Annotated in this window: 23 protein-coding genes; 5 read left to right on the top strand and 18 right to left on the bottom strand. The window is 41.7% G+C overall.

Annotated elements, in window-relative coordinates; all coding sequences use genetic code 11:
* Positions 1-190 precede the first annotated feature (190 nt).
* Positions 191-1,042, top strand: coding sequence for a hypothetical protein (locus HMPREF1504_RS05590; RefSeq protein WP_005377182.1), 852 nt, complete (start codon positions 191-193; stop codon positions 1,040-1,042).
* Positions 1,043-1,167: 125 nt separating this feature from the next.
* Here HMPREF1504_RS05590 and atpC read toward each other — a convergent pair whose 3' ends face one another.
* The 16 genes from atpC to HMPREF1504_RS05510 form a co-directional block, all read right to left on the bottom strand.
* The gene (gene atpC / locus HMPREF1504_RS05585) at positions 1,168-1,575 is read right to left on the bottom strand and encodes an ATP synthase F1 subunit epsilon (RefSeq protein ID WP_005377150.1); all 408 of its coding nucleotides are present in this window, start codon (positions 1,573-1,575) and stop codon (positions 1,168-1,170) included.
* 3 nt (positions 1,576-1,578) lie between these two features.
* Positions 1,579-3,003: a F0F1 ATP synthase subunit beta gene (gene atpD, locus HMPREF1504_RS05580; protein ID WP_038124139.1), complete on the bottom strand. Its 1,425-nt coding sequence runs from the start codon at positions 3,001-3,003 to the stop codon at positions 1,579-1,581.
* Positions 3,004-3,021: 18 nt separating this feature from the next.
* The gene (gene atpG / locus HMPREF1504_RS05575) at positions 3,022-3,876 is read right to left on the bottom strand and encodes an ATP synthase F1 subunit gamma (RefSeq protein WP_005383954.1); all 855 of its coding nucleotides are present in this window, start codon (positions 3,874-3,876) and stop codon (positions 3,022-3,024) included.
* A 3-nt stretch (positions 3,877-3,879) separates the two neighbouring features.
* Positions 3,880-5,418 carry a F0F1 ATP synthase subunit alpha gene (gene atpA, locus HMPREF1504_RS05570; RefSeq protein ID WP_005377173.1) on the bottom strand — a complete coding sequence of 513 codons (1,539 nt, stop codon included), beginning with the start codon at positions 5,416-5,418 and terminating at the stop codon, positions 3,880-3,882.
* Between the two features lie 10 nt (positions 5,419-5,428).
* Positions 5,429-5,986, bottom strand: coding sequence for an ATP synthase F1 subunit delta (gene atpH / locus HMPREF1504_RS05565; protein ID WP_005377000.1), 558 nt, complete (start codon positions 5,984-5,986; stop codon positions 5,429-5,431).
* Between the two features lie 4 nt (positions 5,987-5,990).
* On the bottom strand, positions 5,991-6,488 hold the full coding sequence (gene atpF, locus HMPREF1504_RS05560; RefSeq protein ID WP_005381595.1) for a F0F1 ATP synthase subunit B: 498 nt from the start codon (positions 6,486-6,488) through the stop codon (positions 5,991-5,993).
* Positions 6,489-6,506: 18 nt separating this feature from the next.
* Positions 6,507-6,734: a F0F1 ATP synthase subunit C gene (atpE, locus tag HMPREF1504_RS05555; protein WP_005381575.1), complete on the bottom strand. Its 228-nt coding sequence runs from the start codon at positions 6,732-6,734 to the stop codon at positions 6,507-6,509.
* A gap of 19 nt (positions 6,735-6,753) precedes the next feature.
* Complete coding sequence (atpB, locus tag HMPREF1504_RS05550) at positions 6,754-7,428, bottom strand: F0F1 ATP synthase subunit A (protein WP_038124136.1); 675 nt, start codon at positions 7,426-7,428, stop codon at positions 6,754-6,756.
* A 228-nt stretch (positions 7,429-7,656) separates the two neighbouring features.
* Entirely contained in the window at positions 7,657-8,019 is a 363-nt protein-coding gene (locus HMPREF1504_RS05545) for a hypothetical protein (protein WP_038124133.1), read from the bottom strand.
* 10 nt (positions 8,020-8,029) lie between these two features.
* On the bottom strand, positions 8,030-8,224 hold the full coding sequence (locus tag HMPREF1504_RS05540; RefSeq protein ID WP_005381587.1) for an AtpZ/AtpI family protein: 195 nt from the start codon (positions 8,222-8,224) through the stop codon (positions 8,030-8,032).
* Between the two features lies 1 nt (position 8,225).
* Positions 8,226-9,368, bottom strand: coding sequence for a non-hydrolyzing UDP-N-acetylglucosamine 2-epimerase (gene wecB, locus HMPREF1504_RS05535; RefSeq protein ID WP_038124129.1), 1,143 nt, complete (start codon positions 9,366-9,368; stop codon positions 8,226-8,228).
* A gap of 56 nt (positions 9,369-9,424) precedes the next feature.
* Entirely contained in the window at positions 9,425-10,579 is a 1,155-nt protein-coding gene (locus HMPREF1504_RS05530; protein WP_038124126.1) for a glycosyltransferase family 4 protein, read from the bottom strand.
* 46 nt (positions 10,580-10,625) lie between these two features.
* Positions 10,626-11,984, bottom strand: coding sequence for a PFL family protein (locus tag HMPREF1504_RS05525; protein ID WP_016476478.1), 1,359 nt, complete (start codon positions 11,982-11,984; stop codon positions 10,626-10,628).
* Positions 11,985-11,994: 10 nt separating this feature from the next.
* Positions 11,995-12,270: an ACT domain-containing protein gene (locus tag HMPREF1504_RS05520; protein ID WP_005377141.1), complete on the bottom strand. Its 276-nt coding sequence runs from the start codon at positions 12,268-12,270 to the stop codon at positions 11,995-11,997.
* Between the two features lie 121 nt (positions 12,271-12,391).
* On the bottom strand, positions 12,392-14,038 hold the full coding sequence (locus HMPREF1504_RS05515; RefSeq protein ID WP_038124123.1) for a phosphoglucomutase: 1,647 nt from the start codon (positions 14,036-14,038) through the stop codon (positions 12,392-12,394).
* 15 nt (positions 14,039-14,053) lie between these two features.
* Entirely contained in the window at positions 14,054-14,974 is a 921-nt protein-coding gene (locus HMPREF1504_RS05510) for a YitT family protein (RefSeq protein ID WP_005381583.1), read from the bottom strand.
* A gap of 195 nt (positions 14,975-15,169) precedes the next feature.
* Here HMPREF1504_RS05510 and ispE point away from each other — a divergent pair, with 195 nt between their 5' ends.
* The 4 genes from ispE to HMPREF1504_RS05490 all read left to right on the top strand — a co-directional run bounded on the left by ispE (position 15,170) and on the right by HMPREF1504_RS05490 (position 19,831).
* On the top strand, positions 15,170-16,066 hold the full coding sequence (gene ispE, locus HMPREF1504_RS05505) for a 4-(cytidine 5'-diphospho)-2-C-methyl-D-erythritol kinase (protein WP_005381580.1): 897 nt from the start codon (positions 15,170-15,172) through the stop codon (positions 16,064-16,066).
* Complete coding sequence (locus HMPREF1504_RS05500) at positions 16,063-16,761, top strand: GntR family transcriptional regulator (RefSeq protein WP_005376998.1); 699 nt, start codon at positions 16,063-16,065, stop codon at positions 16,759-16,761. Before ispE ends, HMPREF1504_RS05500 begins: the two co-directional genes overlap by 4 nt.
* A 153-nt stretch (positions 16,762-16,914) precedes the next feature.
* Entirely contained in the window at positions 16,915-18,375 is a 1,461-nt protein-coding gene (locus HMPREF1504_RS05495; protein WP_038124120.1) for a sodium:alanine symporter family protein, read from the top strand.
* A gap of 199 nt (positions 18,376-18,574) precedes the next feature.
* Positions 18,575-19,831 carry a Glu/Leu/Phe/Val dehydrogenase gene (locus HMPREF1504_RS05490; protein ID WP_005381581.1) on the top strand — a complete coding sequence of 419 codons (1,257 nt, stop codon included), beginning with the start codon at positions 18,575-18,577 and terminating at the stop codon, positions 19,829-19,831.
* Between the two features lie 83 nt (positions 19,832-19,914).
* Here HMPREF1504_RS05490 and HMPREF1504_RS05485 read toward each other — a convergent pair whose 3' ends face one another.
* Both HMPREF1504_RS05485 and queC read right to left on the bottom strand, forming a co-directional pair.
* Positions 19,915-20,406 (bottom strand): QueT transporter family protein, encoded by a 492-nt coding sequence (locus tag HMPREF1504_RS05485; RefSeq protein ID WP_038124118.1) that lies wholly within the window; start codon positions 20,404-20,406, stop codon positions 19,915-19,917.
* 352 nt (positions 20,407-20,758) lie between these two features.
* Positions 20,759-21,448 (bottom strand): 7-cyano-7-deazaguanine synthase QueC, encoded by a 690-nt coding sequence (gene queC / locus HMPREF1504_RS05480; RefSeq protein WP_038124114.1) that lies wholly within the window; start codon positions 21,446-21,448, stop codon positions 20,759-20,761.
* Positions 21,449-21,516 lie beyond the last annotated feature (68 nt).

The raw sequence follows: 21,516 nt of genomic DNA, 5'->3' as shown, positions 1-21,516 counted from the left end.
CTATTAAAGCGGAACAAGATCGCATCGCTCAGCTGGGAGAGCGCCTGCCTTACAAGCAGGATGTCGGCAGTTCGATCCTGTCATCGTCCACCACAGTAAGAAGCAAGCTGACGCTTGCTTCTTTTTTATTGCAACTATGGTATACTGTAAGATATAGTTTTGATTATATTTATATCAAGGAGAGTCGAATATGAACTTTAGAGAAGCAACCATGCGTATCAGTTTTTGTCTCGCCTTAGCATTTGTTTCAACTTTTACAATCGCTAATGCAGCAAATGTAGATGCTCAAACTACAAAAGCCCGTTCTATTCCTATTGCGCCAGTAAAGATCATCCCTGATCCTGGCACTATCAAAACGTCGCCGATTCAAATTACTTCGACCACGTCAAATACACCATCTACAGTGGGAAAGGCTAACTACGATGGCCATTTAGACAATTTCCCATCTCGCAAGGTAACACTTGTAGTACCAACAACATTGCGTAATGAAAATACGGCTGCCTTTGGTAAATATTTATCCGATTCAGTGGCAAATGTCTTGCGCTATCCATACTATGATACAACCGTAGTAAGCACCAACACACCATTAGCACAAATCACAGCCGTTGATTTAGCCGAAGTGGCAGCATCACAACATTCCGAAATTGTCATTATGCCTGTGCCAATGCAAGACATATATGTACAATTACCAACGTCCTATCTCAGCCAATACTATCATGATGATAGCGACGACATTCACATTCAAGCTAAAGTATCTGCTATGATTTATTTCTACGATACTAATGAAGGTATCGTTCACACCATCCGTAGTGGTTTTAACCAAATCGATGATACCTTGACTATGCCAACACATAAATCCATATGGAATAAAGTTATTAAAGACTTACTTGAACAATTACCATATAAACGTGTTCCAACGGATCGAGATCGTTATCAAGCTCCTGGTATTAATGCAGAAATGCCAGTTGTTCCAGACTATGAATTTCAAGTAGAACAACCAAAAAATACAGCTTACTCTCTAAAAGGTGTTAGTGTATTATAATTCAAAATAATGCAACAGCAAAAGGGTGTCGCCCACATGGGTGACACCCTTTTTGCGTATACAAGCAAATAAGGAGTACTACAAGAGTACTCCTTATTTACCAAGGCTATATCAATGTATAACTACTATATGCGTTGTGTTACCTTTAAACGAAGTAATGCCCGAGCTAAGGCGAGTTCAGCACGCTCTACATCTATATCAGGTGTAGGGTTAGACAAACGGCCTTCAGCGCGTTCTTTTGCTCGTTTCGCGCGATCGATATCGATGGTTTCTGGGCTTTCACAATTAGGTGTTACAATGCTCACCTTGTTGTGTTCAATTTCAACAAAGCCCCCGAAAACAGCAAATGTATGCTGTTGTCCATCAGGATTATCGACACGTAAAGGGGCTATATCTAGGGCAATAATCATAGGTGCATGATTAGGCAATACACCAAATTCGCCATCGATAGCATGCCCTACGAAAAAGTCAGCCTTACCATCATATACAATCGCATCAGGTGTTATTATCGTTAGGGTCATAGGTTCCGCCATGGATTATTCCCCCTTCTCTTGCATTTCCTTTGCTTTTGCAACGGCTTCATCAATGGTACCAACCATATAGAATGCGCCTTCTGGTAAATCATCATGTTTACCATCAAGGATTTCTTTAAAGCCACGCAATGTTTCTTGTAATGGTACATATTTACCAGGAGAACCGGTAAATACTTCTGCTACGAAGAATGGTTGACTCAAGAAACGTTGGATTTTACGAGCTCGAGATACAGTTAACTTATCTTCATCAGATAATTCTTCCATACCTAGAATTGCGATGATATCTTGTAAATCGCGATATTTTTGCAACACTTCTTGAACGCCACGAGCCACGTTATAATGTTCATCCCCAAGTATATGAGGGTCCAAAATACGGCTTGTAGAATCAAGTGGATCTACGGCAGGATAAATACCAAGTTCCGCGATGGAACGAGACAATACTGTTGTTGCATCCAAGTGAGCAAATGTAGCTGCTGGTGCAGGGTCAGTCAAGTCATCGGCAGGTACGTATACGGCTTGTACAGACGTAATGGAACCTTCTTTTGTAGATGTAATACGTTCTTGTAAGGCACCTACGTCATTTGCCAATGTAGGTTGATAACCTACAGCAGATGGCATACGACCTAAAAGAGCAGATACTTCGGAACCAGCTTGAATAAAACGGAAGATGTTATCGATAAACAAGAGCACGTCTTGTTTCTTCACATCACGGAAATATTCAGCCATTGTAAGACCTGTCAAACCAACGCGCATACGAGCCCCTGGTGGCTCATTCATTTGTCCATATACCAAGGCTGTTTTATTAATAACGCCGGATTCCTTCATTTCGTTCCAAAGGTCATTACCTTCACGGGTACGTTCACCTACGCCAGAGAATACGGAATAGCCACCATGTTCTGTGGCAACATTGTGAATCAATTCCATAATCAATACAGTTTTCCCTACGCCGGCACCGCCGAACAAACCGATTTTACCACCTTTTACGTATGGTGCGATCAAGTCTACGACTTTGATACCCGTTTCAAGAATTTGTGTATCTGGTGAAAGGTCATCAAATTTAGGTGCTGGACGATGGATAGGCCACATTTCATCTGCTACTACAGGAGCTGGATCATGGTCTACGGTTTCACCCAACACATTAAAGATACGACCCAATACGCCTTCACCAACTGGTACGGAGATTGCAGCACCAGTGTCTTCTGCTTCCATACCACGGGTCATACCATCAGTAGAACTCATAGCAACGCAGCGAACCATATCGTCCCCTAAGTGTTGCATAACTTCTACTACAATTTTTTGTCTATCGTGCGCTTTATGGTCATGGTAGATGTGAATGGCGTTATAGATAGCTGGTAAATGACCAGCTTCAAAACGCACGTCTACAACTGGGCCGATGACCTGCACCACTTTCCCAATATTATTACTCATTAAGAGGTCTCTCCTTATCTATTGCAAGGCATTGGCACCGCCAACAATTTCAGAAATTTCATTCGTAATACTGGATTGACGTAATTTATTATATTCAAGCCCTAAGGAACTGATGAGATCCCCAGCATTATCAGTAGCAGATGTCATAGCTGTCATACGAGCACCTAATTCACTTGCCGCCGCTTGTAATAATCCATTATATACGGTAATTTCTAAATATTTTGGTAATAATGCATCCAGAACTGCTGCAGGGTCCGGCATAAATTCATACTCTTCGCCCTTTACTTCATCATCTGGTTGCTCTAACGGTAGAATGCACTCTGCCTGTGCAATTTGCGTCATAGAATTTACAAAACGCGTATAAATCATGATAACTTCGTCAACTTCATGACGTTCATATAATGAAAGTGCATGATCCATAATATGTCGCGCATGTTCGTAACTTGGTTTATCGGAAAAACCACTGTACGATTGATCAATATGATAGTGACGAGATTTTAAACTATCCTTTGGTTTTCGCCCAGCTGTAATGAGGCAATATTCATCAGGTGTTTTTTGACCGATTTGTTCTATTGCCAATTTTAATACGTTAGACGAATAGGCGCCTGCAAGGCCCTTGTCAGCACCGATAACGATATAACAAGTCCGTTTTACAGGTCTACTTTCAAGTAGAGGACTTACATAATCTCGTAAATCACTAGTGGAGATATGACGCAAGATTTGCCCTATTTTTTCTGCGTATGGCCGCGTTGCATCAGCTTTTGCTTGAGCCCTACGAAGACGAGCAGAAGCTACCATCTTCATCGCTTTTGTTATTTGTTGCGTATTAGTAACACTCTTTATACGCTTTCGCAAATCTTGTGCACTAGCCATACATTACGCCTCCTTACGGGAAACTAATGTATGTGTAGCACCAAAGGCTTCTACACATTCTGGAATAGCTTGTTTTAACAAGTTTTCTGTTGCTTCATCAAGTTTATTTGTGCTTTCAATATTGCTGATAATTTCAGGATAATTTGCACGAATAAAACGTAATAATTCCGCTTCAAATGCCAATACATCAGCTACTTGAATGCTAGCTAAGTATCCCTTAGTACCAGCATATAGGTTAATAACCATTTCAGCTACACTCATTGGCTCATATTGACCTTGTTTCAACATTTCAGTCAATCGTTCACCACGGTCTAATTGTGCTTTTGTGGCTGCATCAAGATCAGAACCGAACTGAGCAAATGCTGCTAATTCACGATATTGTGCAAGGTCCAAACGCAATTGACCAGCTACTTGTTTCATCGCTTTAGTTTGCGCACTACCACCTACACGAGATACGGACAAACCTACGTCAACAGCAGGACGAATACCGGAGTAGAACATATCTGTGCCCAAGAAAATTTGACCATCAGTAATGGAAATTACGTTTGTTGGGATATAAGCAGATACGTCACCAGCTTGCGTTTCAATGATTGGCAACGCTGTAATAGAGCCGCCACCAAGTTCTGGTGAAAGTTTAGCAGCACGTTCCAATAGACGGCTATGTAAGTAGAATACGTCCCCTGGATACGCTTCACGCCCTGGTGGACGACGTAATAATAGAGACATAGCGCGATATGCAGCCGCTTGTTTTGTTAAATCATCATATACGCAGAGTACATGTTTTCCTTTGTACATAAAGTATTCGCCCATTGCAACACCTGCATATGGAGCAATGTATTGAAGTGGAGCGCCTGTGGAAGCACTCGCAGAAACGACGATTGTGTAATCCAATGCGCCTGTTTCTTCTAATTTTTGTACTACACGAGCTACGGTAGATTCTTTTTGACCAATCGCTACATAGATACAAATTACATCTTTACCCTTTTGGTTGATGATTGTATCAAGAGCAATTGCAGTTTTACCTGTACCACGGTCACCAATGATAAGCTCACGTTGACCACGACCAATTGGTACCATCGCATCGATAGCCTTCAAACCTGTTTGCAAAGGTTCGTTTACAGATTGACGATCCGCAATACCAGGTGCTGGATGTTCTACAGGACGACGTTCTGTCGCTTGAATAGCACCCTTGCCATCGATAGGTTGCCCCAACGGATTAACTACGCGACCAATAAGGGCATCCCCTACTGGTACGTCCATGATTTTGCCGGTACGGCGTACTTCATCGCCTTCTTTAATCAAGAAGTCGTCACCAAGTAGTACGGCACCAACATTGTCTAATTCTAAGTTCAAAACCAGGCCATATACGCCGTGTGGTAATTCTAACAATTCACCGGCCATGGCTCTTTCAAGACCATAAATATGGGCGATGCCATCCCCTACGTCGAGGACAGTACCCACGTCATCGACATTAAGGTCAACATCATAGTCCTGAATCTGCTGTTTGATTATAGCAGTGATTTCTTCAGGCTTCATTTTCATATATACCCATTCACCCCAATCTAATAGAGTCAGTTCGTACTAACGTTTTTTTCAATTCGTCTAAGCGACGTGCAATCGATCCATCAATGCGTTTATCACCGATTTGAATGATAATACCACCCATGATTCTAGGGTCTTGACGCACCGATACAATGACATCCTTGCCGGTCATCGCTTGTAATTTAGCTTGTACATCATCACGCAATGTATCAGTTAATGGTTCTGCTACAGTTACAATTGCTTCTAAAATACCTCGTGCTTCGCGAGATTTTTTTATGAAAGCTCTAATTGTATCTTGCAAATAACGATATCTGCCACGTTTAACCATGACATACATGAAATGAAGTACTGTCTTTTCTACAGCAGTGCCAAAGACCTTTCCAAGTAGAGAAATCTTTGCATCTGCTTCCACAATAGGATTATTAATAAACCCTACCAATTCTGGTTGTTCATTAAGAACAGAGGCCACATATAAAAGATTTTCTTCTGTAGTCACTAAATTACCTTGTTCTTGAGCTAGCTCTAACATAGCTGAACTGTATTTATCTGCTACAATTTCTGTGCTCATAATATCACAACCCTATCGTTTTACTATCAAGTTTCGCAATAGCGTCTTCAATTAATTTTGTATTAGTTTCGCTGTCCATATCTTTTGCCACAACCTTAGTCGCCATTGCAACAGATAAGGAAATAACTTCGTTACGCAAATTATTCATAGCACGATCACGTTCGTTTACGATATCTTGACGAGCTCGTTCTTTTTCACGTTCAATTTGTTCACGAGCCGCTGCCAATTGTTCACGCGTAGTCGCTTCTGCTTGTTGCACTGCCTTTTCAACGATTTGTTGAGCCTCTTGACGTGCATTCGCTATTTGCGCAGCATAATCAGCTTTGAATTGTTCCGCTTCATTACGAGCAGCTTGAGCATCTGCTAAGTCCTTAGCAATGCGTTCTTTACGCTCTTGCATCATAGAAACCAATGGTTTATATGCAAAACGGGCTAAAATCCAAACTAATATAAAAAAGTTTAGCATTTGAGCAAGAATTGTCCCTAGTGTTAAATCTACCAAGGTCGTTCCTCCTCGCTATTATCTTAACAATAAAATGAAAGCAACTACTACGCCGATGATAGGCATAGCTTCGATTAAGCCGATAGCTACGAACATTGTGGACGTTAATTGACCGCGCAATTCAGGTTGACGTGTAATACCTTCAATAACTTTACTAGCTACCATGCCGTCACCAATACCTGCCGCGATAGCACCACAACCTACTGCGATTGCCGCAGCTAATGCGAATAAACCTTGAACTTCCATAATAAATCCTCCATTAAAATTAGTGTTCTTCACTTAATGCCATACCTAAATAGTTGGCTGTTAGAACTGTAAAAATAAAAGCTTGAATGATACCAATAAATAAACTAAAAGCAATCCAAACCCATGGTACAGGTACGAACCAAGGCAAATTATAAAGGATTTCCAATAAAATTTCGCCAGCTACAATATTACCAAATAGACGGAAAGCTAATGTGATAGGTTTTGCTATTTCTTCAAATATGTTTAGAACTAGCATAGCCTTATAAGGCTGTAAGAAATGATTAAAATAAGATAAGCCCTTAATTTTAATCCCCATTCCCCAAACTATAAAGCTACTGCACAATGCGAGTGCTGCTGTTGTATTAATATCCGCCGTAGGCGATGTAACAGCATGTAGCGTTGGCAACAAACCAAGTTCATTACCAACAAAGATAAATAAGAAGAATGTGAATAACAATGAACTCACCATCGGCCAGTATTTGCCAAGCGTTGGCGATAGTTGACCTTCCAATGCTTCCAATATAGTTTCCACTACATTTTGTACACCCGAAGGCACTAAAGCTCGATTTCGCGTAGCAAGCACGGAAATGATGATGACGATCGCCATCGTAATCCAGGTGGCAATTAATGTATCGATATTAAACGATAATCCTAGCCACTGTACTACTTGATGGTGACCTGCATGCAGTTCCACAGACTCAACCCCTTTCTCACGTAGCAATATAAATTTTATATATATCCATATAATATATATCTATGTATTATCATACCTCTTTATAGGTATATAATCAACACTTCCGGAGTAAACAATTCGCGTTTTACATATCAAAAATGCATTTTATGCATTTAAAAATCATACTAGAAGTATGTTCAGTCCTTATTTCATGCGCTTTAACCTTATCTACCAATGCAATAAAATTTTTTACTTACTCAATCGCCAAAATACGATATACAATACAGGCTGTATAAGTACAATTGCAATGAATAAACTCTCAACTTTTACACTTGGCATTTGTAAGCCTATAACTACAAATGCACCAATCAATGCCAAGCGCCACATCATTTGACGCCGCGCCTTAGCAACTGCCTGATGTGGACTTCCATAAGCCAAGCCTTTACTGTGTAAACCTAACAGCACTAAATAGAACATCATAGTCAACATGCCCCATAACCAACCGAGCATATACTGGTTCCAGCCCACAACGTATTGGATGAGTAGGCCTAAAAAGGTAACAAAAAAACAGGCCCATAGCACATGACGTATGAATTTAATATATTGATTCATAAACACCTCACTATTTAACCTGTTTATATAACATATAAAAGCCTGTAACGGCACCGACTAAGCCTAAAATAACCATGCATAGTGGCATAGTATCCATCCATGTATCCAGTTTATATCCAATCCAGATAAATCCACCGATACAAAATAGCAGGGTCAGCCCTGCCGATGTTGCCATCGCCAGAGCTTTCACCATATCCTTGTCCATATTATTTACCAAATCGATTAGGACGATTAGCATCGCCTAAGAACTCGTGACGCAACGCTTGTAAAATACGTTCAGATGCTTTGCCATCACCATAAGGGTTAACGGAATTTGACATTGTCTTATAGGCTGCTTCACTGTGTAATAGCTCATAAGCAGCTTCATATACCGCCTCTTTATCAGTACCTACAAGGCGAACTGTACCAGCATCTACAGCCTCTGGTCGTTCAGTAGTATCGCGCAATACGAGAACTGGTTTACCAAGAGCAGGAGCCTCTTCTTGAATCCCACCAGAATCTGTAAGAATTAAGTAAGACTTAGCCATCAAGTTTGCAAACGGTTCATAATCTAGAGGATCGATGAGCGTTACGCGATCCACCTCGCCTAATTCCTCTTGAACCACTTGACGAACCTTAGGGTTTTTATGCACTGGGAATACCACTTGAATATCGTCAAAATCTTTCAATAAATCACGAATGGATTGATACACATGGCGCATAGGTTCACCAAGGTTTTCACGACGATGTGTGGTAACAAGAACTGTACGCTTATTGGGATCGAGTGCATTAATAGCCGCATCATCAAAGACATAATTATCTTTTACAGTTGTATCTAGTGCATCAATTACAGTATTACCAGTAACATAAAGGTGATCAGTATTAATATTTTCTCGTTTTAAATTCGCTTCAGAACTAGCGGTAGGTGCAAAATGATATGTTGCCAAGGAACCTGTTAATTTGCGGTTCATCTCTTCTGGAAATGGAGAGTAAATATCGCCTGTACGAAGGCCTGCCTCCACATGACCTACTGGGATTTCTTGGTAAAAGGATGCCAACGCACCTGCAAAGGTTGTTGTCGTATCACCATGAACGAGTACTACATCAGGTTTTGCTTCTTCTAAAACGGATTTTAATCCCATCAATGCACGATTTGTCACATCGTACAACGTTTGACCTTGGCTCATGATATTCAAATCATAATCAGGCGTAATGTCAAACAGGCGCAACACTTGGTCGAGCATATCTCTATGTTGTGCTGTTACAGTTACAATTGGCTCCATATCTGGTGCCGCTTCTAAGGCTTTTACTAGCGGAGCCATTTTGATTGCCTCTGGTCTTGTACCAAAGATAGTCATTACTTTCAACATTTACTCATCCTCCACAGAGTCTAATAAAAAAGGGGCGCATTGCGCCCCTACATTGGTTACTCTTTTTTAGAGTCATCATCTGCATGCTCTAATGCTTTTGCCAATTCTTTGCGATCAAACGAAATAGTTTCATCTAAATTGCTACGTTCAATTGTAGGGCGAGGTAAGGGATGTCCCGCCGCATCACTATGTGTAATAACACCCAAGCGACGAGCCACATAGATACTACATAGGAAAATGGCTAAGACTAGTACGCAACCAATCCAAGCATTAACCTCTGCAACGATAACCGAAACACCACCGAAGAGAGCAGTAACGGCATACATCATCAATACTGCTTGTTTTTGAGATAAGCCTTGTGCCAATAAACGATGGTGTACATGACCTTTATCTGGTTTAAAGATAGGTCGTCCACTAATCTTACGACGTACGATAGCAAACAATGTATCTAATATAGGTAAACCAAGAACGATAGCTGGAACAACTAAAGCAATGGTAGCTGCCGTTTTCACGGCCCCCATAACAGATATAGCTGCTAAGGTATAGCCGAGGAGCATCGAACCGGTATCCCCCATGAATATCTTGGCGGGATTAAAATTGTACCGCAAGAAACCTACCGTCGCACCTGCAAGAGCCAATGCGATACAAGCTAAATCAATTTGACCTAATTGTAATGTCATCGCACATACGGCAATACAAGCGATAAAGGAAATCCCTGCTGCCAAGCCATCAAGCCCATCGATTAGATTGACAATATTTGTAAATCCTACAATCCAGAATATGGTCAACGGAATGGCCCAATACTTTAAATAAACTACACCACCCCAAGGAAGATTGATAAAATCTACGCGAATATCATAGGCCACAAGAATGGCGGCAGCAATAATTTGCCCCATCAATTTCGTCTTCGGTTCAATTTGTCGGATATCGTCCCAAATACCAACAAGGACTAAAATTACAGTACCCAATACGAACCCGAATAATTTATGGTCATGAGGAATACTATTGTTAAATAACACAGATCCCATATAACCAAGGAAAATAGCCAATCCACCAAGACGGGGAATAGCACCATGATGCACTTTACGAGCATCAGGTTTATCAATGGCCCCTACGGCAACAGCAAATCGCTTAACCAAGGGGGTTAGTGCAAAGGTTATGACGAGAGCCAACACAAAGGCCCACACATAATCAGGCACATACTCACTCATAAGTACACCTCCAACAACTCGAATTCAACAGATTCGAGGTTTCAACTTAGTTTGTTAAGCTGCGAATAGGTGCTGGAATACGACCGCCACGAGCAATAAACTCAGCTGCGCTGTATGGACTTACTTCAATAATTGGAGCATAGCCAAGAAGGCCGCCAAATTCAACAACTTCACCAACTGTTTTACCAGGAACTGGGATAACGCGGACTGCTGTTGTTTTATTATTAATCATGCCGATAGCAGATTCGTCGGCGATGATAGCAGAAATTGTATCTGCTGTTGTGTCGCCAGGAATAGCAATCATATCGAGACCTACGGAACATACACAAGTCATAGCTTCTAATTTATCAAGGGATAGACTACCGCAAGATACAGCATCAATCATGCCTGCATCTTCAGAAACCGGAATGAAAGCACCACTTAAACCGCCTACGTGAGAGGATGCCATAAGACCACCTTTTTTCACCGCATCGTTTAACAATGCTAATGCTGCTGTAGTGCCATGACAACCACAAGAAGATAAGCCCATTTCTTCAAGTACATGAGCTACGGAGTCACCTACTGCAGGCGTTGGTGCCAAGGACAAGTCGATGATACCAAATGGTTTACCAAGGCGACGAGATGCCTCTTGTGCTACCAATTGACCAACACGTGTAATTTTGAACGCCGTACGTTTAATAGTTTCGGCCACAACGTCAAATGGTTCACCACGCACTGCTTCAAGAGCATGTTTTACAACACCTGGGCCAGATACACCTACGGAAATAGCGCTATCACCTTCGGTTACACCGAAGAAAGCACCTGCCATAAATGGATTATCTTCTACAGGATTACAGAAAATAACGAGCTTAGCACAACCAAGTGCATCATTATCTTTAGTAAGGTCAGCCGTCTTTTTAACGATAATACCCATATCACGAACTGCATCCATGTTGATACCTGTTTTAGTGGAACCAACACCAACAGAACTACAAACGATGTCTGTTGTGGCTAACGCTTCAGGAATAGAATCGATAAGAATACGGTCAGCTTTAGTCTCACCTTTTGTAACGAGTGCAGAAAAACCACCGATAAAATTAACACCCACAGTTTTGGCTGCGCGGTCAAGCGCTTCTGCAATTGGTACATAAGATCTTAAATCACTGCCACCAGCCACTAAGGAAATCGGTGTTACAGAAATACGTTTATTGATGATAGGCACACCAAATTCACGCTCAATGTCCTCACCGGTTTTAACCAAATGTTCAGCTTCTTTTGTAATACGGTCATAAATGCGATTGCAGAGTTCTTTACCAGAGCTAGATGCACATTCTAACAAGCTAATGCCCATTGTAATGGTACGCACATCGAGCTTGTTATCATGAATCATCTGATTCGTTTCAAGAATATTGTCAATAGATAACATGTGCGCCTCCCTATCCTACGCGGTGCATACTAAGGAAAATATCAGCATGTTGCGCACGAATTTCTACGCCTAATGTATTACCTAGTTCGGATAAAGCATCTTGAATAGATGTTAAATCTTTTACGTCGTTAGTTTCGGTTTCACACATCATAATCATATTAAACAAACCATCTAGAATCGTCTGATTAATAGATAAGATATTTACTTTATGGTCTGCCAAAATACTGCTGACACCAGCAATGATACCTACACGGTCGACACCAACTACGGTAACTACTAATTTCATACAATCACCTTTTCTGACTCACTACAAACTATGTACATGAAAATTCATTCATTCTATAAACTATATTAATATATTATATCACATATATCATATTAAGAGCGTGAAAACTTTATGAGAATGCTCATTCAGTCTCTATGGTGCCATTTAATGCAGCATTGACAATTTCCTCACCTGCAGTGAGTAGTGCCACAAGACCTAAATCGCCTTTGTAACTTTCACCATAAATTTTGTATAAATCTTCTGTACCAGATGGTCTAGCTACGAACCACCCTTTATCAGTTTCTACGCGTACACCATCGATTGGCATATCATTATACAATGATGTGGTACGAATATTCATGATGGGATCACCATCAACAGTAGTGGCAGTAATTAATTCAGCACTCATTTGTTTTAGGATTTGTTTTTGCTCTTTTTTGCATGGTGCATCAATACGGCCAAAACTTGGATTTCCAAACTCCTCAACAAATTCGTCAGCCATTTTTAGTGCAGATTTTCCCATAACGGCCATGATTTCCATACTTAACAAAGCCATAATCATACCATCTTTATCGGTAGTCCAAACAGTGCCATCCTTTTTCAAGAAGGAAGCGCCCGCACTTTCTTCACCACCTATGCCAATGGCTCCATCAAATAAAAGCTGTGAAAAATATTTAAAGCCCACAGGTACTTCAAACACAGGAGTTTCAGCATCAGCAGCCCATTTATCAATCATCGTAGTGCATACAACAGTCTTACCAACACCCTTATTTTTCCATCCCCGCGTGGTAAATAAATAGCGAGCTGCTAATGTTAAAAATGTATTAGCCGATATAAGCCCACTGGACACGACAATGCCATAGCGATCATAATCAGGATCATTACCAACTGCTAAATCAAAATCCCCGATTCGATTAATAACCGAAGCCATCACATAAGTGGAAGAACAGTCCATACGAACTTTGCCATCATGGTCATAGGTCATAAAACTAAAGGTCGGATCATAATCATCATGAATGATAGTTAAATCAAGACCATATCGTTCCTTGATAGCATTCCAATAGCTGGCACCGCTACCACCTAATGTGTCCACCAATACCTTTGGACCGGCCGCTTTAATGGCCTCCATATTAATAACATCGCCTAATTCTTCCACATATAAGCCTTTATAGTCATATGGCACTTGTGCAGTAGGTTCAATATTATCTATGCTAATGCGCTTAAAGTCCTCACTTTCACAATAGGCAGTCAAATACTCGTTGGCACGCATCTCAATCCATTTTGTCACCACCGTATCAGCAGGACCACCGATAATCGTATTATATTTAATGCCTCCATTATCAGGCGGGTTGTGAGACGGTGTAATAATGATACCGTCCGCCTTATCGTCATGTTCTTCATTGTATCGAATAATAGCGCGTGATACAGAAGGTGTTGGAACGAAAGCCATATCACAATCTACCATAGCTGTAACGCCATTACCAGCTAATACCTCAAGCACGGTCACAAGTGCGGGCTGAGATAATGCATGCGTATCTTGGCCTACGAATATAGGACCAGTAGCACCAAATTGTTTACGACCATCACAAATGGCTTGTGTAATAGCCGCCACATGAAGGTCTGTAAATGTACCATCTACGGAGGTACCACGATGGCCAGATGTACCGAATGAAACCAATTGTGTAGGATTTGTCATATCTGGAACATTATCAAAGTACGCATCTACAATGGTCTGTACATCTATAATATCTTGTTCTTGAACAGGTTTTCCTGCTAATGCATGAGCCATGCTAGCCTCCTTATTCTAATCTTTGTGTTCTACATAATGAGCATTATCCTTACATTCTTTGACGAGATTTTCTATCGACGTCGGCACAACAGGTGTAGTGAATCCTTTGCCGATAACCTCTTGTGCATCTGTGATGAGAATGAAAGCCTCATTATCCACTTCTTCTATAACTTCTTTTAATTTATTGACTTGCAGCAAATTAACCGCTACCATTACAATCTGTTTCGGCGTTCTAGTATAAGCACCGATACCATTGATAATCGTCGCACCACGGCCAACCTTACTAATGACCGCATCACAGACCTCATAGGTTCGATAGGTAATGATGAAAGCTACCTTTCGTTGATTAAAACCAATGACGACCTTATTGGTGATAATCGTATATACATACAATGATACGAGTGTAACCGCTACAGCCTCTAAGCCAACCACAAATACAGCAGCTGCTAAGATAACAGCATTGATGACACTATTAATGGATCCCATTTGAAGTCCATAGTATTTTCGGACAATCAATGCTATCGGATCAAGTCCACCCGTATTACCGCCAACACGATATACCATACCGAGGCCTACCCCCGTTGTAACACCAGCCATCATAGAACTCAATAATGGATCAGAAATGACCATATTGTATTGCAAGAAATCAAAGGCATCTACCATCCAGGACAACATGACGGTACCATACAAGGTATTGACCACCACGCGCTTGCCTAGCCAATGCCAAGCCGCCCAAAATATAGGAATGTTTAAAATCACATTCCATGTACCAACGGAAAGTCCTGTGATGTAATAGAGTATAAGACCAACACCACTAATTCCTGTGCTCACCAATTTGTGCGGTAACACAAACGCATCGATGCCAACGCCAAAAATAGCACAGCCTATGGCAACGATTATACATTGGTATACATCATCTTTATATTTAGACCACATATAGGCCTCCCTAAATTGCCATTTCACTATAAATATTCTATAATTAATTAATTGAATATATAGCATTATCACTATATATTTACATACATATACAGTTTCATCATAAACTACTTAATGTTTATTTTCAATCATTTTTAATCTCATGTACGAATGGTATAGAAATTTGTACAAATCATATGTCGCATCGAGGATTTTATGTCAAAAAGTATCGAACAATTAGGTCATAGTAAAATCAATATCGGCCTTGCTATTACTGGTAAACGCGATGACGGATATCACAATATCGACAGTATATTCCAGTCTATTCGTTTGGCGGACTCCATCTACTTTGCCAAACATCACTCCGTTGTATTCTCCGGTGTAGCACCAGAGTTACCACAATACATTCAAGATCTCATCCCCTATGATGAACGCAATTTAGCATTAAAAGCATTGCGCGAAGTACAAAAGTATACAGGATGTAAGGCAGGTGCCGCTATTCACCTCATGAAACGCGTACCCGCGGCGGCAGGTCTTGGCGGTGGCAGCGCAGATGCAGCAGCGATGCTACTAGGCCTCAATAAGTTTTGGGATTTGCGCCTCACCATGGATGAGTTGATGACATTAGGTGCTAAACTCGGCTCCGATGTACCATTCTTATTAAAAGGTGGCACGGCTCGTGGTACAGGTCGCGGCGAAGAACTCGTCTATCATCCATCACCTGAACCTCATTGGCTATTATTGGTAAAACCTGAAATTTCTGTATCCACTGCAGTAGCCTACGGTCGTTATAACGGCCAGTCCAACGCCACATCAGATACAATTACTAATGTATTACACCATTTAGAACAAAATGATATGTATGGGGCTTTCACAAATAGTGCTAATACATTTGAAGAATTATTATTCCCTGATCACGAAGAACTGATTACGTGTAAAGAGTTCTTTACGAGCCGTGACTATCCAACCATCATGACCGGCAGTGGCCCTACCATGGTTGTGTTGTTAGAAAAGCCGGCTCAAGCATTGTCCTTACAAGAAGAGATCAAAAAAGCTGGTCATAACTGGCTTTCACTAATTACAAAAACCTGCACACAGGAGGAGGTACAATGACAAAACGATTGCAACCTATACGTCTAGATGCCTATAAACCATTAAGCGAAGTAGTGAGTGAAACATTACGCTCAGCCATTCAGGACGGCACCCTTAAACCGGGTGAACGCCTCATGGAAATCCCCCTCGCCGAAGAACTCGGTGTGAGCAGAACCCCTATCCGCGAAGCTATTCGCAAACTCGAACTTGAGGGATTCGTCGTAATGGTTCCACGTCGCGGTACCTATGTGGCAAATATTTCGTTAAAAGATATTACCCAAGTATTCGAAATCCGTTCCGCCCTTGAAGAATTAGCCGCTGGCCTTGCAGCAGAGCGCATTACAAGCGATGAAATAGAAACGCTAGAGCGCATGCTCGTGGAAATCGGCGATCACATGGAAAACAAAGATATGGATAGTGTAGTAGCCGCAGACGTAGCATTTCATGAGGTCCTCTACAAGGCTTCCCGTAATGAACGCTTAGCAGACATCGTCCACAACTTGCGGGAACAAACATACCGATTCCGCAGCTTTTCCATGAACCAACCAGGCCGGTTACGCAAAACGTGGGAAGAGCATCGCCTCTTGGTCGAAGCCATCGCATCCCATAACGCGGTACAAGCTCGTAAACTAGCGCGTATCCACATGGAACATTCTGAACAAACCTTATTACAAGGCATGGAGGATGCCAAGTCCTTTAATACAGAGGATATATAATACTAGAAACTCCTAGATGACTGCATACTACACGCATACATAGATATAAATTGTATTTATGTATGCGTGTTTGTTATATTCTATAGAAGAATGTTTCATTTTTTGGTACAATAGATACAAATTTTATAGTGTTATTAAAGAAAGGTGAGTTTTATGGAAGCTCTACTCAATGATGCAGTCTCCACGGTCAATACCTACCTGTGGAACTACTTGATCATCTTTATTCTCATCGGTGCTGGTCTCTTCTTTACGATGACCACTGGTGCCGTCCAAATTCGCATGTTTAAGGAAATGGTTCGCCTTGTCGCTTCTGGCGCTGGTTCAAAAACAGAAAAGAACCATGTATCCTCATTCCAAGCATTCTGCGTTAGTACCGCATCTCGCGTAGGTGTTGGTAACATCGCTGGTATCGCTATCGCCGTTGTACTTGGCGGTCCTGGTGCCGTGTTCTGGATGTGGGTTATCGCCCTTATCGGTGCTGCTACTGGCTTTATTGAAAGTACACTCGCTCAAATTTACAAGGAACCTGTTGCCAAAGGCGGTTTCTACGGTGGTCCTGCCTACTATATCCGCTATGGTCTTAACAACAAATTCCTAGCCGTTTTATTCGCTATTTTAATCAGCATTACCTATGGTTGGATTTACAACTCTGTACAAGCCAACACATTGGCTGCATCCCTTCAAATTTTCAACTTTGATGTAGCCTATACTGGTGTTGTTGTAGCCGTACTTGTTGGTCTTATCATCTTTGGTGGTATCAACCGCGTTGCCAAAGCATCTGAAATCATCGTTCCAATCATGGCTGTTCTTTACATTGTGACTGCCTTATTCGTAGTCATCTCCAATATCAGCCAATTTCCTCATGTAATCTATACAATCGTTACATCTGCATTTGAACCATCTGCAGCCGGTGGTGGTCTATTAGGTGCTACTGTAATGAATGGTATTAAACGTGGTCTATTCTCCAACGAAGCCGGTGAAGGTTCTGTACCAAACGCAGCTGCAACAGCCGCTGTTAATCACCCTGTAGAACAAGGCCTTGTTCAAGCATTCGGTGTATTCCTTGATACATTCATTATCTGTACAGCATCCGCGTTTATCGTTCTCATGGTTGGCGACTATAGCACAACAGGTCTTACTGGTGTAGCACTTGTTCAATACAATCTAGCTCAAGAGCTCGGTTCCTGGGCACCTACTGCTGTTGCTGTATTCATCGTAATGTTCTCCTTTAGTTCCCTTATCGGTAACTACTATTATGGTGAAATCAACATCAGCCACTTAACAGACAAAAAATATTGTCTCCATTTATTCCGTATCGGCGTAGTCCTAATGACATTCATCGGCTCTATCGCATCCCTTGATCTTGTATGGAACTTAGCCGACTTATTCATGGCATTCTTAGTGTTAACAAACATTAGCTCCATCGTTCGCATGGGACGTACCGCAGGTCTTGCGCTTGATGATTACATCAAACAACGTAAAGCTGGTATCGATACGCCTGTATTTAACCGTTCCGTTCTTAATCATACATTTGGTATTGTATGGTGGGGTGAAGGTCAAACTACAGATTCCTCTGTACCTGCTACACCTGTAGAAGATACAATCGAAAAATAATATATACCGATTCTTAGGGTCTTTATTCTTTGGAATAAGGACCCTATTTTTTGTGAAAGCTCTAACTATTTACAATCATATTCAACTATAGAATATAGTTAACATTGTATGTAGGGTATTCATTCGTCCATGTCGAATACAATAAATAGCAAGATATTTAAACAATCCATTGATTCTGAATTATCAGGAGGACTTTTATATGCAAAACTATAATCCCTATGAAAACATGTTAAACACACTTGATGTAGCGGCCGAAAAGCTTGGCTACACAAGAAATGATTATGAAGTACTGCGCCATCCAGAACGGGAACTAAAGGTATCCGTTCCACTCCAACTAGATAATGGCGAAGTCCGCGTATATGAAGGCTATCGTTGCCAACACTCCACATTGCGTGGCAGTGCCAAGGGCGGTCTTCGTTTTCACCCAGATTCTGATGAAAACGAAGTGCGTGCATTAGCGGCTTGGATGACTATAAAAAATGCTATCGCTAATATCCCTTATGGTGGTGGTAAAGGGGGCATCAAGGTTGATCCTAAAACATTGAACCCTCGCGAATTAGAACGGTTAACCCGTAACTTTGTACGTCGCATTGCACCTATCATCGGTGTTAATACCGACGTTCCTGCTCCAGATGTAAATACAAATGCACAAATCATGAGCTGGATTGTTGACGAATACAGCACATTAAAAGGCGAATGGAGCCCAGGTATCGTTACAGGTAAACCTATCGAAGTAGGCGGCTCCCTAGGCCGTAATGAAGCTACCGGCCGCGGTTGCCTCATCGCATTGCAATGCTATTTAGCTAAAAAAGGCTTAGATATTAAAAACATGACTGTAGCCGTTCAAGGCTTTGGTAATGTAGGGTCCGTTGGTGCTCGCCTCATTGCAGAAGCGGGTGCTAAGGTTGTAGCTATCGGCGACGTAGCTGTTAATCTATACAATCCAAATGGCCTCGATGTTGAAAAAGCTTATGAATATGCTAATTCTCATGGTCGTTCCTTGGTTGGTTACACCGAGCCAGGCATGACTACCATTACCGGCCAAGAATTGTTAGCCCAAGATGTGGATATTCTCTATCTGGCAGCCCTTGAAAATCAACTTAACAAGGACAACATGGAAAATGTACGTGCTAAGATTATCTTAGAAGGTGCTAATGGTCCAACTACAAATGATGCGGATACATACTTCTTTGAAAAAGGCATCGATATTATTCCTGACGTACTTGCTAATGGTGGCGGTGTAGTTGTATCCTACTATGAATGGGTACAAAACAAAGCTGGCTTCTACTGGTCCCTCGAAGAGGTAAATGAACGCCTCACTAGAAATATGCAAAACAGCTTTGAAGCAGTATGGCAAATGCAACAAAAATACAATGTAGCCCCTCGCCTAGCTGCATACATGGTAGCCCTCGAACGACTTGTCATCGAAACAACACTTCGTGGCTACAATTGCTAAGATTATTCTCCAACAATTTCATATAGTAAAAGGACTGGCTTTCCATTGTGAAAGTCAGTCCTTTTATGTTATATGTTATGTAATTATTTAATGGCGTTCATCAAAGTGGCTACTGTACGGCGAGATGCGAGAGCTTTCACCAATGTAGCACCTACGATGCCTGGGATTGTTTGACCAATCAATAAATTGATCACCAATGCCCAGTACGGAACACCTACGAGTGGGCTAAGCCACAATGGTACGCATAATGCAGGTACTAAGATGATTGGCAGCATCGCCCACCACGCGCTAAGTCCAGCACGGCGCATCAATACGATGATACCAGTCGTCAAAATACCAACACCAAAGCCCCCTACCATATCAAGGATGCCAAGGCCACCGAACAAGAAATTAGAAATGAGGTTACCTATGCCCATAGGAACGATTAAGAACGGAAAGGCATAAGCAAGTGCATATAAAGATGTAGCTATACGAATTTGGTACGCACCGAAGGAAATTCCTTGGGTTAGATAAATAAGGACAATATACAATGCTACTACCATAGCAGAAATCGTTAATTTTCGTGTAGAAATCATGCACTCACCTCCTTTTCAATAAAAAAGAGCATGGCAAAACTACCATGCTCGAATGTGCTTATGTTTTCCGTAGTTTTGTTTAGAGACAGGATGGTTGCAAACTGTCTTATGTAGTTGTTCGCCGTTTGGCTCGATATTTATCATAACATAAATCATTTGTTACGGCTAGGTATTATTGCGGTGATAGAATTGATTGCTTTCGCACCCGCTCCAGCTAGCTTAACGGTCTTCGGCCGAGGGCCTTGACCTACTAAAGTCGCTCTGTAGAAGTAGTCAATTCTTTAGCATAACGGTTTATGCTCAATTGCATTCTTTACGCTAACCTAACATCCGCCCGCCAAACGGCGCTCAACTAATATGACGGGTCTTCTACACCGTTTGCGCGGAAGGCTTCTTGGCGGTCGATGCAGGTGCCGCAATGGCCGCATGGGTGGTCGCCGCCTTCGTAGCAGGACCAGGTAAGTTGGTATGGCACGCCTAGGCGAAGGCCTTCGCGGACTACGTCGGCTTTGTTGCAATTGATGAATGGTGCTTCAAGGGAGCATTCTTGGCCGGAGCCTTCAAAGATGGCATTACCCATAGATGTGTAAAATGTTTCTGTGCAGTCTGGGTATGCATTGCCAGCTGCATCATCGGCATGAGCGCCATAATAGATATAGCCACAATCGAGGGATAAGGCTAAGGATGCCGCAGCGGATAGGAACAGGCCGTTTCTAAATGGTACATAGGTGCTAACGGGTCCTTCCCCATGTTCATCTTGTTGTTCCTTGTAGGAACCAGTAGGGACGTCCTCTGTGGACTGCTTCAATAGGGATGAATTACTGAATGCAAACAGTTTTGTTACATCCATCGTTTTGCCTTCTATGCCGTAGTATGATAATACGTTGGCTGCAGCCTCTAATTCCTTGCTATGTTTTTGGCCGTATTGTATGGATAAGGGCACCACATTCTCTTTGCCAAATCGCTCAATAGCGATTGCCAAACATGTTGTGCTATCTACGCCGCCGCTAAATAATACAACGGCTTTTTGCTTTTGTGCCATCGTTCCTCCTTATGAAAGCCTCATCCGTAGATGAGGCTTTATACGTTAATATCGATATATGAAGCCAA

The organism is Veillonella sp. ICM51a (genome assembly GCF_000524355.1).
Taxonomy (GTDB): domain Bacteria; phylum Bacillota; class Negativicutes; order Veillonellales; family Veillonellaceae; genus Veillonella; species Veillonella atypica.
This window is presented reverse-complemented; position numbering and strand designations above follow the sequence as displayed.

Coding starts and splice junctions, on each gene's coding strand:
- HMPREF1504_RS05590 (WP_005377182.1), top strand. CDS start 191: ATGAACTTTAGAGAAGCAACCATGCGTATCAGTTTTTGTCTCGCCTTA.
- atpC (WP_005377150.1), bottom strand. CDS start 1,575: ATGGCGGAACCTATGACCCTAACGATAATAACACCTGATGCGATTGTA.
- atpD (WP_038124139.1), bottom strand. CDS start 3,003: ATGAGTAATAATATTGGGAAAGTGGTGCAGGTCATCGGCCCAGTTGTA.
- atpG (WP_005383954.1), bottom strand. CDS start 3,876: ATGGCTAGTGCACAAGATTTGCGAAAGCGTATAAAGAGTGTTACTAAT.
- atpA (WP_005377173.1), bottom strand. CDS start 5,418: ATGAAAATGAAGCCTGAAGAAATCACTGCTATAATCAAACAGCAGATT.
- atpH (WP_005377000.1), bottom strand. CDS start 5,986: ATGAGCACAGAAATTGTAGCAGATAAATACAGTTCAGCTATGTTAGAG.
- atpE (WP_005381575.1), bottom strand. CDS start 6,734: ATGGAAGTTCAAGGTTTATTCGCATTAGCTGCGGCAATCGCAGTAGGT.
- HMPREF1504_RS05545 (WP_038124133.1), bottom strand. CDS start 8,019: ATGAATCAATATATTAAATTCATACGTCATGTGCTATGGGCCTGTTTT.
- HMPREF1504_RS05540 (WP_005381587.1), bottom strand. CDS start 8,224: ATGGACAAGGATATGGTGAAAGCTCTGGCGATGGCAACATCGGCAGGG.
- wecB (WP_038124129.1), bottom strand. CDS start 9,368: ATGTTGAAAGTAATGACTATCTTTGGTACAAGACCAGAGGCAATCAAA.
- HMPREF1504_RS05530 (WP_038124126.1), bottom strand. CDS start 10,579: ATGAGTGAGTATGTGCCTGATTATGTGTGGGCCTTTGTGTTGGCTCTC.
- HMPREF1504_RS05525 (WP_016476478.1), bottom strand. CDS start 11,984: ATGTTATCTATTGACAATATTCTTGAAACGAATCAGATGATTCATGAT.
- HMPREF1504_RS05520 (WP_005377141.1), bottom strand. CDS start 12,270: ATGAAATTAGTAGTTACCGTAGTTGGTGTCGACCGTGTAGGTATCATT.
- HMPREF1504_RS05515 (WP_038124123.1), bottom strand. CDS start 14,038: ATGGCTCATGCATTAGCAGGAAAACCTGTTCAAGAACAAGATATTATA.
- HMPREF1504_RS05510 (WP_005381583.1), bottom strand. CDS start 14,974: ATGTGGTCTAAATATAAAGATGATGTATACCAATGTATAATCGTTGCC.
- ispE (WP_005381580.1), top strand. CDS start 15,170: ATGTCAAAAAGTATCGAACAATTAGGTCATAGTAAAATCAATATCGGC.
- HMPREF1504_RS05500 (WP_005376998.1), top strand. CDS start 16,063: ATGACAAAACGATTGCAACCTATACGTCTAGATGCCTATAAACCATTA.
- HMPREF1504_RS05495 (WP_038124120.1), top strand. CDS start 16,915: ATGGAAGCTCTACTCAATGATGCAGTCTCCACGGTCAATACCTACCTG.
- HMPREF1504_RS05490 (WP_005381581.1), top strand. CDS start 18,575: ATGCAAAACTATAATCCCTATGAAAACATGTTAAACACACTTGATGTA.
- HMPREF1504_RS05485 (WP_038124118.1), bottom strand. CDS start 20,406: ATGATTTCTACACGAAAATTAACGATTTCTGCTATGGTAGTAGCATTG.
- queC (WP_038124114.1), bottom strand. CDS start 21,448: ATGGCACAAAAGCAAAAAGCCGTTGTATTATTTAGCGGCGGCGTAGAT.